At 46.4% G+C, this 13,440-nt stretch carries 14 protein-coding genes and 1 pseudogene; 5 read left to right on the forward strand and 10 right to left on the reverse strand.

The genetic code is table 11. From position 1 onward, the window contains the following. Positions 1–473 precede the first annotated feature (473 nt). The 3 genes from L4D06_RS16105 to L4D06_RS16115 form a co-directional block, all read right to left on the reverse strand. A complete protein-coding gene (locus L4D06_RS16105; protein WP_274167169.1) occupies positions 474–839 on the reverse strand; it encodes a hypothetical protein in 366 nt (121 codons plus the stop codon). Positions 840–974: 135 nt separating this feature from the next. Then, positions 975–1,325 carry a hypothetical protein gene (locus L4D06_RS16110; RefSeq protein WP_429740409.1) on the reverse strand — a complete coding sequence of 117 codons (351 nt, stop codon included), beginning with the start codon at positions 1,323–1,325 and terminating at the stop codon, positions 975–977. A gap of 475 nt (positions 1,326–1,800) precedes the next feature. Beyond that, complete coding sequence (locus L4D06_RS16115) at positions 1,801–2,019, reverse strand: hypothetical protein (protein ID WP_429740410.1); 219 nt, start codon at positions 2,017–2,019, stop codon at positions 1,801–1,803. A 216-nt stretch (positions 2,020–2,235) separates the two neighbouring features. Between L4D06_RS16115 and L4D06_RS16120 the strand changes: the two genes are divergently transcribed. Further along, positions 2,236–3,117 carry a site-specific integrase gene (locus L4D06_RS16120; RefSeq protein ID WP_429740412.1) on the forward strand — a complete coding sequence of 294 codons (882 nt, stop codon included), beginning with the start codon at positions 2,236–2,238 and terminating at the stop codon, positions 3,115–3,117. Further along, a pseudogene (locus tag L4D06_RS16125) lies at positions 3,114–4,156 on the forward strand (IS91 family transposase). The gene L4D06_RS16120 and the pseudogene L4D06_RS16125 overlap by 4 nt, the downstream one beginning before the upstream one ends. 267 nt (positions 4,157–4,423) lie before the next feature. Here the strand turns inward: L4D06_RS16125 and L4D06_RS16130 are convergent. From L4D06_RS16130 to L4D06_RS16160, 7 genes are all read right to left on the reverse strand, one after another. Beyond that, on the reverse strand, positions 4,424–4,801 hold the full coding sequence (locus L4D06_RS16130) for a DoxX-like family protein (RefSeq protein ID WP_429740414.1): 378 nt from the start codon (positions 4,799–4,801) through the stop codon (positions 4,424–4,426). Between the two features lie 387 nt (positions 4,802–5,188). After that, on the reverse strand, positions 5,189–5,605 hold the full coding sequence (locus L4D06_RS16135) for a hypothetical protein (RefSeq protein WP_429740415.1): 417 nt from the start codon (positions 5,603–5,605) through the stop codon (positions 5,189–5,191). Between the two features lie 533 nt (positions 5,606–6,138). Further along, a complete protein-coding gene (locus L4D06_RS16140) occupies positions 6,139–7,404 on the reverse strand; it encodes an RNA polymerase sigma factor (protein ID WP_429740416.1) in 1,266 nt (421 codons plus the stop codon). Positions 7,405–7,407: 3 nt separating this feature from the next. Continuing rightward, positions 7,408–7,767, reverse strand: a complete 360-nt coding sequence (locus tag L4D06_RS16145; protein WP_429740417.1) for a YciI family protein — start codon at positions 7,765–7,767, stop codon at positions 7,408–7,410. A gap of 405 nt (positions 7,768–8,172) precedes the next feature. Then, entirely contained in the window at positions 8,173–8,997 is an 825-nt protein-coding gene (locus L4D06_RS16150) for an AraC family transcriptional regulator (protein ID WP_429740418.1), read from the reverse strand. Positions 8,998–9,118: 121 nt separating this feature from the next. Continuing rightward, positions 9,119–9,433, reverse strand: coding sequence for a PTS fructose-like transporter subunit IIB (locus tag L4D06_RS16155; protein ID WP_035024190.1), 315 nt, complete (start codon positions 9,431–9,433; stop codon positions 9,119–9,121). Between the two features lie 105 nt (positions 9,434–9,538). Then, the gene (locus L4D06_RS16160) at positions 9,539–10,591 is read right to left on the reverse strand and encodes a PTS fructose transporter subunit EIIC (RefSeq protein WP_274166964.1); all 1,053 of its coding nucleotides are present in this window, start codon (positions 10,589–10,591) and stop codon (positions 9,539–9,541) included. 514 nt (positions 10,592–11,105) lie between these two features. On the opposite strand from L4D06_RS16160, the gene L4D06_RS16165 reads away from it, so the two are divergent. From L4D06_RS16165 to L4D06_RS16175, 3 genes are read left to right on the forward strand one after another with little or no spacing between them, the layout of a single operon-like run. Then, positions 11,106–11,864 (forward strand): amino acid ABC transporter substrate-binding protein, encoded by a 759-nt coding sequence (locus L4D06_RS16165; protein WP_429740419.1) that lies wholly within the window; start codon positions 11,106–11,108, stop codon positions 11,862–11,864. Next, positions 11,864–12,538: an amino acid ABC transporter permease gene (locus L4D06_RS16170; protein ID WP_429740420.1), complete on the forward strand. Its 675-nt coding sequence runs from the start codon at positions 11,864–11,866 to the stop codon at positions 12,536–12,538. Before L4D06_RS16165 ends, L4D06_RS16170 begins: the two co-directional genes overlap by 1 nt. Next, complete coding sequence (locus L4D06_RS16175; RefSeq protein ID WP_274166961.1) at positions 12,535–13,272, forward strand: amino acid ABC transporter ATP-binding protein; 738 nt, start codon at positions 12,535–12,537, stop codon at positions 13,270–13,272. The genes L4D06_RS16170 and L4D06_RS16175 overlap by 4 nt, the downstream gene beginning before the upstream one ends. The last annotated feature ends 168 nt before the right edge of the window (positions 13,273–13,440 follow it).

Raw genomic sequence — 13,440 nt, forward strand, 5'->3', positions numbered from 1 at the left:
ACAAGATACTCTACAAAATCAGTGTCCCACTATTCATAAAAAACGGCTTCAGTCTCTGATACTTGCGACCCAATCCTCACTCGATGGGGCTGACCTTACGCTCACTAAACTCGGTCGCTCCCTTAGCGTCATGACCACGGCTAAACATTCCCGTGACGCGATGTTGTCCAACGTGCGGAGAACGACCCATGGTCGGCGTGGGCGTCACTCGACCGAGGTAGCCGAAAGGCGAACAGGATAAGGAGAATGGCGGCCATTTAATCGAAGGAGAAAGCGTGGAAGAATAGACACACAGTGACGTAACCCATTGAAGTTATAGAATGTCTAATAACTTCATGGTGCCGTTCGCCTATTAATCAGTGGCGGGCATACATCCATCCGGCGCTCACCCGAGCAATTGACTTAATAAAGCAGCAACGGGCTTGTCCAACACCCAAATAAAGTGTCGGCTACGCGACACTTATTCTTATTTGTTAGGTGTTCACTTCACTTGTCCATGCTTTTCCTTTGCAACTTGGAAGCAATACGTGAATTTCTTCACTGAACATTACGTGAAAGTCATAAACGCTCATAGAAGCTCGCCCTAGATTCAATGCATCTAACTCTACCTCTGCAGTTACAAAACCACTATCTAAGTGAAAGCTTAAAACCAATAACTCTGGCTCTAAGTTGCAGTAAACCCGATATGAATCAAGTGGATTCGCAAGCCAATCTAAAACACGGGAAAACTGAACCACTGAATTAGGTCCAACATCAGAAATTGAGAAAGTAGTCCAATTGGAGTTTATGTCTATATGTAGGTCTAACCACCCATCGCAAGGAGAACCAAATTTAATCATCGTAGCCCCGACACCGTATTTACACCTAACGTCAGCATAACGGGCGTTTACTAGCCCAAACCGATTGAAACGGCTGAATCACAACATTTCTATGAAAAAATGTGTCACGAGTAAACGTCCACGTTGATTTTCTTGTTAGGTATTCACCATTTCAATCACTTGCCTTAGAATATAATAGTGGCAACCCATACGGTATTCATTTGGGATATATATGATTCTGATAAATCCCCCACAGCCACTACATTCAAAATCAAGGAACTCCTCCCAATTAGCTCGTGTAAAAGGCACTGAAACCTCCAGCACTGCTCTTATATCAGGAGGAAAAATCGAGAAATCTTTAAACATATTTTTTGCAAACGACTTCTCCGTAAAGCGGGAAATAGTTAGACAAGCAGAACATCGGTATTCTGTACGATTTTCAGCTCGTCCAGCACCCAACTCCAAAACATTAAACCTATCTCTAGCCCCTAAAACTATAGGATTCATTATTTACCTAACGTTGTGATAACGGGCACTTGCCCGCACTAAACCAAACCAATGTATTCACACCATTTTCTAAGCGCTTCGAGATTGACAATGTGTCCTGTTGATGACTTTGTTAACCGCTAAATCTTCATCCTATCGCGGCTTTGCCGCCAATACTCAACGAACGCGCCATTTTGCGAGTTCAACTACGGCCAAAAAGACAAAATCACTCGATAAAACCACAAGCGTTGAATTAAACTTAGCAAAAATAGCCACATGATTTTGCATCGAGTTTGGGATTTGTTTGATGAGACTTTTGGGTTTAAACAGCCTGCAACGGAGGGAGGAACTGGCTAGCTAAACATCACAAAACAAGCAATGAAATGAACTGACAGATAACGCCTTTAGCAGCGGACGCAGCGTAGGCGTGAAACGCCGGAGTGGAGTTCCAGCCCCGAAGGGGCGATACTGGCTAAATTTTTTATATGTGTGTTAGTTATTGCCACTCGATAACCCAATTAGATTCTTTAAAATATTCTTCTACATCCTCGAGTGACTCGACCCAGCTATCGAATTTATCTGTTTCTGGGTTGCTGAAATCATCACTCATTAAGATGTAATAAGCCCCTGTTCCGTCTGTTGCCTGCGTGACTTGAATTTCCGTACCGACGTCGTCACCTTCGATAACTTTTCCAACTCGGTCGATGCAAATCACGAACTCTCCTTACACATAACGTTCGAATAACGGGAGTTACTATCCCAAATGGATTGAAGCGCCTGAATCACAGCATTTCCATGAAAAAATGCGCTACGAGTAAACGTCCCTCGTTGATTCGCTTGTTGAACGAAGCCGCTATGCGGCAGAATAACAACACACCGCCTACGTTTCTCCCAACCCTGCCAATCGGGCAGCGGACTGGAGAGATACACCATGAACCGTCAACAACAGCTGCGCTTCGATACGCTTTATCAACAGCACCTCAATAACTTAACGCTACAAGGGAAACGACCCGCCACCATTGATGCCTACAGCCGTGCCGTCCGCCGCATCGCACAGTTCTTTGATTGTCCACCGGATAATCTCTCTCAGCAACAGCTCAAAACCTACTTCGTGAACCTTATCGGAACCCACTCCTGGAGCACCGTCAAACTCGATCGCAATGGCTTGCAGTTCTTCTATCGCTACACCCTTAATAAACAATGGCAATGGCTCGATATCGTTAAGCCGCCTCAGGTCAAACGCTTGCCCGATATATTAACCCCTAGAGAGGTCGGCTTACTCATCACCTTCACCCAACAACCTCGCTACCAACGCTTCTTCTATACCTTGTATTGTCTGGGGTTACGCCTGGGGGAAGGACTTCGATTGTCAGTGCCAGATATCGACAGTGACCAACATCAGGTGCATGTGCGCAATGCCAAGGGCGGCAAAGACCGCTTGGTGCCGCTGCCCGATAAAACACTCGCGGTCTTACGCCTGCACTGGTCTACCCATCGCCATCCCACCTTGCTCTTTCCGGGTGTCGGCAATGATGCCCACATGGACCGCGGTGGGGTGCAAAAAGCCATGAAGCAAGTCTGTCGTGACGCGAAGATCAACAAGGCCATTAGCCCACACTCATTACGCCATTGTTATGCCACCCATCTGCTCGAGCGTGGGTTGGATTCACGATCATTACAACACCTGCTGGGTCACGCCAGTCTGAATACCACCGCGCGCTACACACAACTCACTGAGATGAAACAAGCTGAGGTGCATCAGGCTGTCAATCAACTGGCAACGGGACTGACGATACTGTGGGAGGACGCATGAGCACCTTTCTTTCCTTGCTCAATCATTATGGCGCTGAACTCGAGCCGAGGCGGCTTAACCCGGATATCTCTCGAGCCATCATGGGCATGTCTCGCTGCCGAACAGGGGCATTAGGCCACGTGCAATGGGGTTGCCAGGGGTGTCACCATGATGACCGAACGCCGCTATCTTGCGGGCACCGTCATTGTCCGCAGTGTCAACACACCAACACCATGCAATGGCTGACTCGGCAAGAGGCGAAGTTATTGCCGACACACTATTTTATGATCACTTTCACCGTGCCTGCCGAACTCAGAAAAATGGCTATCACACACGCGAGGTGTTTGTATTCGCTGATGTTCTCTGTTGCTGCGTCCGTGCTCAAGGATTTTGCCCAACGCAAACATGGCGGTGACAGTGGCTTTACGCTGGTGCTGCATACCCATAATCGACGACGGGATATCCACCCACACCTGCATGCCATTGTGCCTGCAGGTTTTTATCACCCCCGCCGCAAGCAGTGGCACAACGGCAACAAGCAGTTCCTCTACTCTCACATGGCATTGGCATCAGTCTGGCGAGCAAGGTTACTGACCGCGATTCACGCACACCCCTTGTTGTCGTTACCGCCTTCCATGCCCCAGACGTGGGTCGTCGATTGCCGGGCGGTCGTGGTTTATCTGCGCTGAAATACCTCTCTCGCTACTTGTATCGCGGGGTATTACCCGATAAAGATATTATCGATATCAGTGACCATCAGGTGACCTTCCGTTACACCGACAGCCAGACCCTGCAATCGGCGACACGCTCTTTGCCTGCCCGACAGTTCCTAATGTTGATACTTCAGCATGTGTTACCCAAAGGGCTACAACGGGTGCGGGACTATGGCTTGTTGCATGGCAGTGCAAAGCGAAAACGATACAGCATTCAGCTCATGCTGCTTCAAATGGCACGTCTGATGTTGCCTGTGCCACCGCCGTTAAATAAGCCAGTAACAAGACGTTGCCCACACTGTGGTGAACACCTGATGGTCTGCGTCGGAGTCTCGCGACCGAGATAGCCGAAAGGCAAACAGAATAAGGAGAATGGCCGTCACTGGCTCAGAGGAGAACGAACCGAGAAACACACGCACCAGTAACGTAAATCATTGAAGTTAATGATTATCTATTAATTTCATGGCTACGCGCGTCCTGACAAAAGTGGCGGGCGTAGATCCATCCTATGCTCATCCGAGCAATTTACTAAATAAAAAGGGGCGTCGGGCTTGCTCAACACCCGAATAAAGTGTCGGCTGCGCGACACTTATTCTTATTTGTTATACATACATTTAACCATGCTGTCGAGATTGAGTGTTACTTAATAAGATTAAACTTAAACCTATTAAGGGAATATTAGTTGTGACTGGATTAAACGCGCCAACTAATAACTGGGGCTGTAAGATTGCCACAAATAGCAGCAAACCACTTAAGCCCATAATATTTAGAATTATAACGATACGACTCTTATAAAATTCGATAAAGATTAAGCCAAATATGAGTTCACCAATACCAGCAGATTTAGTGATTAAATAAGAGATTTCTTCAGAAAAACCAAGGCTAGCTGTCATTGCTTTTTCTAGAGGAGCAATATGTAGCAATTTAGGGAATATTCCATGATACAGCCAACTCATTCCAATTATGAATCTAGCAATTTGATCAGATGACACCTGACACTTCCTTGTATGTATAACAGTGTATTAGACCCAAAAATGGTGTGTTTAAACACACCATTTAGTCCAATAACAACAAACTGCCATTCTACCATCTAACGTAACATTCTGTTTTATAAAACTAAGATCCGAATTCCAAAAGTCACCTTGTTAAATAGTGACAAATCGGTGTAATTGAAGATTATGCACCGTCACCATCAGGGCTGAGTATTTAACCAGTACTTAAAACACTACAGACACGCTATCGGTCATTAGCTGAGACATTGGAAATTCAGTGGCGCGGAATTTTGATGAGTTTCTACTCTAGGCCCTAAAGAGGCAAACCGATTTAAATCTCATTCAAATAAACGGAGGCTCTTGCCCCCGTTTAAACTAAGTTTTCTATTATTCTGGCACTACGGCTGCCTGACTTCCCACCTTCACCACTTTTCCACTGTGTTGCTCGGTATAGCGTTGTGCCTCCGAAACGGAAGAGAACCACTGAACCAAATAACCAGCATCTAGCCGTTCGGTGCTATAGGGGAGAAGTGTACCTTTCGGAGCCGTTGAAATGGTTTTCTTAAAGTCCGCCCAACAGCTTTGTCCGTTCTCGGCTGCCAACATATGAAGTAGATGCTTACGTTGAATAGTGGCTGAGTGGCGCTTGAGTTCTGGTAACGTGATATTGGTGTATATCTTAGATTCAAGCAAGCGCCTAAGCACGGGCAGAGATTGTGCCAGTGAATCAGATTGAGCGGATTTTTGTAGAAACTTGGCTTCGCGAAGCCACAGTTGAAGATCGGGATTGTTTTGATGACGCATATCGTCCTCCTTGTATACAACCTGCTCGCTATTGGTTGTGGGATGATATGTGAGTGAAACGCTGATTAACTCTGGTTTATGCGTTGGTACGATTGCTTTGGCGAGGTAGGCTTCCAACTAACCTAAATGAAGAGTACTACTGCAACATGTATTTATCAACCGTCGTCATTGTTCGGCAATGTATTTTGGTATCAATGCATTAGAAAGTTGCTTTAGACACGCAACCTAGATACCCAGCTTAAAAACACAGACTAAAAAAACCAGGTTAGACACCTAGATCTGCGAAGGATAGCCATCTTTAACCTCAACCTCGGGGAACCAGCTATTGCGATTCATCCGAAAAATAGTGGTGGTAGTTCACCACTAACATTGGTGATTTGAACATTGATGATTTGGAATCAGTAGTAGCGTTTTCAAAGGTGGCTTATGCACAAACCAATCTTGATTTGTATTTAAATTAGCCCGTGTCGCCAAGCATTCAGTCGTTTCGAATTCGCTAAATGTAGGCACAGTAAGGGATCAATCTTTTAAGATCATTCGCTACGCTGGCTGTGACACTTTGGTTGGTTGGACAGATTTAATATATCTAATTTGCGTTCCAGCAATTTGCGTGACGCATCGCTTGGTGCGGTATCAATAGCTTGTATGTAAGCGTTGCGAGCGCCTGAGAATTCGCCAAGTTTTGCTAGGATATGACCGCGAGCGGCGTACCAAGGTTGGTAGTTTTTGAGTTTACTTTGCAATTCATCAAGTTTTTGCAACGCGAGTTCATAGTGTCCTGTTTCGGCTATGACCACAGACCAGTTCAGAGCGACGACAGGGGTTGGTTCGAATACCCAAAGCGCCCTATAGAGCAAGGACATCTGTGGCCAATCAGGTTTGGGTCGCAACATGTGGCAGTCTGCGATGGCTGCTTTGATTTGGAAGGGACCTGGTTGCATGCGTCCGATTGCGTCTTCAAGGATGCTTCTCCCTTCCGCAACCATGTCATTCTGCCAAATCTCTTCGTTCTGTTCTTCTATAGGCACGATAGCACCGTCACCGTCGATTCTTGCGACTCGCCTTGCATCAGTCAAAAGCATCAACGCAAGCGCACCTTCTATTTCAGGTTCATTAGGGCAAAGTTTGCGTAAAAGGCGCATCAAGAAAATACCTTCTTCGCATAGATCTCGTGGTCCAGTGTCTTCTCTGACATAGCCAGTGGTAAAAATCAGATATATCGTAGAAAGAACGGTTCCTAGTCTCTCTGTCCAGCCCTCTGATTCCGGTACAGAGAAACTGATGCCTTTGGATCTGATTTTCTTTTTTGCTCTGGACAGGCGTTGTCCCATGGTTTGTTCATTATCGAGGAAGGCTGCTGCGATCTCTCGGGTTGTTAAATGACACACTGTGCGCAGAGTCAGTGCAATTCGGGACTTTTCCTCAAGTGCGGGGTGGCAACAGGTGAAAATTAAACGCAGGCGTTCGTCTGGGATTGTTTCCGGAATGTCTTCATAGACATGATTTGGTGTGCTGATCGCTAAGTCGTTTGCTCTTATCGCTTCGCGTTGAGCTGAACGGATTTGGTCGATCCCTTTGTTCAATCCCACCTTCATTAGCCACGCGACGGGATCGTGAGGAATACCTACTCGACCCCAATGTTTGAGAGCGGCAACAGATGCTTCCTGCAACGCATCTTCGCCCATTTGGAAGTCGCCAAATCTGGAAATTAGCCCAGACAAAATCCGTCCCCGATCGCGGCGAAGCACCTCATCAATGATGTGGCTGACCGCGATAGCTTTGGGAACGGCATTCTTCATCTGTCAGTGCTCTTGATCGTAGTCCAACAACGGGCGTACCTCGATGTTGCCGAAGTGGGCGATGGGTATCATTTCGGCATATTTCAAGGCGGTATCTAGATCCGCTACATCGACAATATAATAGCCACCCAGATGCTCACGCGTTTCTGCAAAGGGACCATCCATGGTTTCCACCTTACCGGATTTGATGCGGAGTGAAGTGGCGGCTTCAATACCCTGCAATCCTTCTCCACCCACAAGAACACCGTCGTTTTTATAGGCTTCGCTGGTCGCAGCAAACGCGGTCATCATTTCATCAAACTCAGGGGTGCCATAGACAGGCTCTTTGTCCGGTGCAGCATACAACAACAGCATATATTTCATTTTGAACTCCTTTCATTTTTGATGGTTACGCTACAAGGACGTTCCCATTCCCTAATTTTCGACATGTTCAGAAATAAATCTATGTTTTTTGCTGAGTAAGTATCTTTCAGTATTTCCACTCTAACCCTAACGGGACATACGGATTAAGGAAACCATAATCTAGTCAATTTCAGTAGGTTGTGTCTGGACTTAATAGCGGTAAGTAACTGGGAGTGGTTAGCAATAAGCGATACGCTTTTGATGTTGGCTGATTTTTAGACCTAGTGAAACACAATGACAAAGGCTTATTCATCCCTTATCAGTATAGCTCGCCCAATCCTGCATTCTCAGGTTGTTTGGGGATCACTATCTGGGTATCACTATCTGGTTTGGAGAGATATGAGCTTAGTATTATCCTCAAAGCCACTAAACCGCCCCCAATCGATACTCACTCGGCGTTTTACCCGTCTTGTTTTTAAATACCCGGCAAAAGTAATTGGTGTCTTTGAAGCCGCAACGGTGAGCGATTTCTTCTAACTTGAAGTTGTATTTCTTTAGCATGAACTTGGCGCGGTCGAGGCGAACATAGGTTACGTAATCGGCGTACTTCACGGAACCTTCTTGGTTGAATAGACGAGAAACGTGGGCGGATGACACCCCAAATCGGCTGGCGACGGTCACGCGGGTGATGTCTTTGTGGAAGTTCTCTTGCACGTAAATACACATGCTGCGGTAGAGCTTCTCACTGCGGCTGATTTTGCTTTGTACGGGGTTTCCAAGGAGTTCGAGGCAGTACTGAATCAGCGCATTGGCGAGGTGCTCTCCCATCACGTTTGAACGGCTTTTATCACTCATACAATTGAGGGCGTCGAGTACGTGTCCAAGCGCCATGGAAGAGGGCAAAGCGAGCGCGTGCTTTTGAACATCAATAAATCCGCCATCCGGGGTGTATTGCACAAAGCTGAATCCGACTTGATGCTTGCCAAATAGCACTGAAATCATTTTGCAGGGTTTATCCCACGTAGGTTTACTCCACGCATTGGAAGGGATGTACACCATGTTACCCTGCGTTAGCGTGAGCTTATCGCTGCCTTCTTTTGCATCCACGAATAGGTCGTACTCACCATCAAGAATGATCTCTAAACGGTTAAAGTTAACTTGGTATGCGCCTTCCGGCGGCGTGTTTTCGTTGCTGCAAATGGCAATGAGTTTGCCAGTAAAGTCGGTGAGGGATTCAGCAATATTGTGCATGTGGATGCCTTTGAGCAAACTACGAGGGCGTAAAGCGGAATAAGGCGTTGGAAAAGGGTTGTGCTTTACGGTGCAGGAAAGTCAAAAACCGCGGTAAAGGTATACCGCGGTGATGTCGAAATTATGCTTGAGCTAGCATGCTCTCAAGTTTTGCGATGATTTCAGGTGCTTGTTTAGCTGCCTGAGTCACAGTCACACGAACAATTTTTTTACCGTTGAAGCGCTCTTCGTTTTTGATAGCGATGTCTTTGGTCAGAACCACAACATCTGCACTTTCAACGTCTGCAGCAGTCAGCTCGGTTTCAATGCCGATTGCGCCTTGAGTTTCAATTTTAACGTCCCAGCCTTTTGCTTTTGCTGCGGTTTCTAGAGCTTCAGCAGCCATGTATGTGTGAGCAACGCCAGACGGGCAAGAAGTTACGCCAATAAGTTTCATAGTAAATCTCTCTTATACACTTTTATAATTTTTAAGTTCAGTGTGGAGCGACAACGTGAGTTGGGGTTGTCGCTCCGATAATTCATGTTGTTTTTGCAGCGCTTGTTAGTCGAAAGACAGTTCTAGTTCTTCTGTTTTCGCTGCTGTTTCTTCTTCGCGTTCTGCGACAGGTTTCTTCAATGCGTTCACAACAAGGGCTGTGGTTGCGGCACCAGCGATGACGGCAATGACATACATCATGCGACCTTCAACAACCGGCAGAACAATCAGGCCACCCCAAGGTGCGTGGTTAAGAACGCCTGCCATGAAGGCCACAACGTTACCGACGATACCGCCTGCAACGATAGCTGGGATAACGCGTGCTGGGTCATTTGCTGCGAATGGAATAGCACCTTCAGTGATACCGATACAACCCATGATTGCTGCAGCTTTACCTGCTTCTTTTTCTTCTGGAGAGTATTTCTTAGGAGCAAGGAAAGTTGCTAGAGCCATACCTAGTGGTGGCACACAGATTGCCACACCAACGCCGCCCATCAACCAAGGTTGAGTGCCGACTTGAGTTTGTGCGAATAGGGTTGCTACTTTGTTGATAGGACCGCCCATATCGAATGCAGTCATACCACCAAGAACTGCGCCAAGCACTGCTTTAGAAGCGCCAGCCATTGATTGCAGACCTTCGTTCATGAATGCCATGAAGCCAGCGATAGGTTGACCGATTACCCAAACAACCAGTGCAGATACGATGAACGTACCGCCGATTGGAATGATGAAGTAAGTAGACAGCGCTTTAAGCTTGTTAGAAAGAGGGATGCGCTTCAGTTGCAGGACAACGTAACCGGCGATGAAACCGACGATGATTGCGCCGAGGAAACCCGCTTGTACTTGGTTAGCAAGGTAAGCACCAATCATACCTGGAGCAAGTGCTGGACGGTCTGCGATTGAGTAAGCGATGTAACCGCCAAGAACAGGAACGAACAGGGTGAAACCTGCGATACCCATATCCCAAATGCCTTCAAGGAATACACCTTCAGGAACGGCACCTTTGCCGCCTAGCATTACCGAAAGAGCAAGTAGAACACCACCTGCAACAACGAATGGCAACATGTGGCTGGTGCCGGTGAGTAGGTGACGCTTTAACTCGGCTATGTTTGTTTTCATGGTTCAGACCTTTGTTTGTAATTTGGGGTTTGTAATTTTGGGTTTGTATTGAGATGGGCTGATTATGCGCTCGGTCTGGGGCTTAAGATATTGGACAAATAAGCCCTTTACTGGATAAATGTTGCATGATGATTTGACTGAGAAGGCAGTCACATATCATTGATTTTAGTGATCTTATTAACAGAATGGCTTGTGAATGAAGTGTGTGTTTTTGCATTGAAAGTAGGACGCTTGGCTATCATGCGCAGTGAATAGGCAACTATGAAAGTGAAGCAAAACATTCTTCATCGAGAGGGCGGAATAGGGAGACATAGTGTCTGGCATCAATCACTAAGGTGTGATTGTTGCTTAATAATGGTGAATATTTAGTCAAAAACACTGTTCAATTATACGAATGCGATTTATAAGTTTGATAAATGCTTTATTGATAGAGTATTAAATAGAACGTTTAGTTATTTATGACTCAATTACACTTAGGTTACATTGGCGGCATCAGAATAATGGAGTAATCATAATGCCTTCGATGAAAAACCTTTTAGTAGCCACCCTTGCTTTGGCTGCCAGCTTCACGTCAACTGCTTCGCTTGCTCAAGATGAAATCAAAGTCGGTATGTCAGGCCGCTATTTCCCGTTCACTTTCGTTAAGCTGGACAAACTGCAGGGCTTTGAAGTCGATGTATGGAATGAAATTGGCCAACGTGCTGATTACGATGTTGAGTTTGTCACCTCTAGCTTCTCTGGCTTGTTTGGCATGCTAGAAGCTGGCCACATTGATACCATCAGTAACCAAATCACCATGACCGACGTCCGCAAAGCAAAATACGCGTTCTCAGTGCCTTATGTGGTGGATGGTGCGCAAGTGGTGATCCGAAAAGGCCGCGATGACATTGAAAGCATCGACGATCTGAAAGGCAAAAAAGTGGCGGTTAACTTGGGAAGCAACTTTGAACAGCTGTTGCGTAACTACGACAAGAACAACGAAATCAACATCATTACGTATGATTCAGGCTTCGAACAAGATGTCGCACTAGGACGTACTGATGCCTTCATCATGGACCGCGTTTCTTCTGCACAGCTCATTAAGAAATCAGGCCTACCATTGGCGCTAGCTGGCGAACCGTTTGAGACGATTCAAAACGCGATGCCGTTTTTGAATACCCCTGAGAAGCTGGCTATTAAAACAAAAGTCGATCAAGCCCTGACAGAAATGAAAGCAGACGGCACCCTGACTGCGATTTCTGAAAAGTGGTTTGATTCTGACATCACGCAATAATGAACAGTTTCGATTTTGACTACATGCTGGCGTTGTTCCCGATACTGGTGAAGTATCTGGGAATAACGTTAGAGATGTCATTGATTGGCTTTGCGATTGCTCTGGTGTTATCAGTGTGCTTGGCATTGGTAAGGGTGTTCAGAGTAAACGTATTGAATGCGTTTGTAGTGGTATACATCTCTTTCTTTAGAGGTACGCCTCTGCTAGTACAGCTATTCCTGCTTTATTACGGTCTGCCGCAGGTCTTCCCGATATTTGTCGGCATGGATGCATTTACTGCCGCCGTCATTGGTATTTCGCTCCACTTCTCTGCGTATATGGCTGAGAGTATTCGCGCGGCGATTGTTGGTATTGATAAAAACCAAATGGAAGCGAGCTTGAGTATCGGCATGACCGAGCTTCAAGCGATGAGACGTATCATTTTGCCTCAAGCTGCTCGCGTCGCTACGCCTTCATTGATGAACTATTTCATCGACATGATAAAAAGCACTTCGCTTGCGTTTACGCTCGGCGTGGCTGAAATCATGGCAAAGGCGCAGATGGAAGCGTCATCAAGCTTTAAGTTCTTTGAAGCGTTTTTAGCGGTGGCTCTGATTTATTGGGTGGTGGTGATTTTCTTCACTCAGATTCAGTCGTTGTTGGAAGTCAGGTTGAATAAGGCGTATGCGCGATGATTAATGTGACACGTTTGAGTAAACGCTTTGGTGATGTTGAAGTACTTAAGCAGATAGATCTTGAAGTACATCAAGGTGAAATTGTCGCCATCATTGGGCCGTCAGGTACAGGGAAATCAACCTTGCTACGTTGCCTTAATTATTTGGAAACGCCAACAACGGGTGAGATTCAAATTGGTGAGGCTCGTGTAGCCGCTGAGAGCGCTAGCAAAGCGGATATTCAGCGGCTTCGTAAACAAAGTAGCTTCGTGTTTCAAAGTTACGCCTTGTTTGCCAACAAAACTGCGCTGGCGAATGTCGCGGAGTCGTTAGTCACGGTATGGAAAGAGCCGAAAGCGAAAGCAGAGGAAACCGCGAAGCAACTTCTGGAAAACGTAGGTATGGCTGAGCACCTTCACAAATACCCGGCACAGCTTTCTGGCGGACAACAACAGCGGGTTGGCATTGCACGAGCCATGGCTTGTAAAGGCGATGTCATTTTATTTGATGAGCCAACCTCTGCGCTTGATCCTGAGTGGGTTGACGAAGTCTTGGCGGTTATGAAGCAGCTTGCTGAACAAAAACAGACCATGGTGGTCGTGACACACGAAATGCAGTTCGCTCGAGATGTTGCTGACAAAGTGATTTTTATGGAGGGTGGTGTGATTGTTGAACAAGGTCCACCATCTCAGATTTTTGACAATCCTCAGCATGATCGTACTCGCGCGTTTGTGTCTCGCGCAATGGGTTACTGAGTAACCTTCTATACCCAAACAACCTGAAGATGTTCGATTTCAGAGGCCATCAGTGCGTTTAATTCAAGGCAAATTCTTGTAGAAATAGCATTCTATCTCACAGGAATTTAACGATGAAGTGGACGCACTGAGGGCCTCCCTTCGGGCGAGTTTACTGACGCCATGCTC

The sequence above is a fragment of the Enterovibrio makurazakiensis genome (assembly GCF_050336585.1).
Lineage (GTDB): Bacteria > Pseudomonadota > Gammaproteobacteria > Enterobacterales > Vibrionaceae > Enterovibrio > Enterovibrio gelatinilyticus.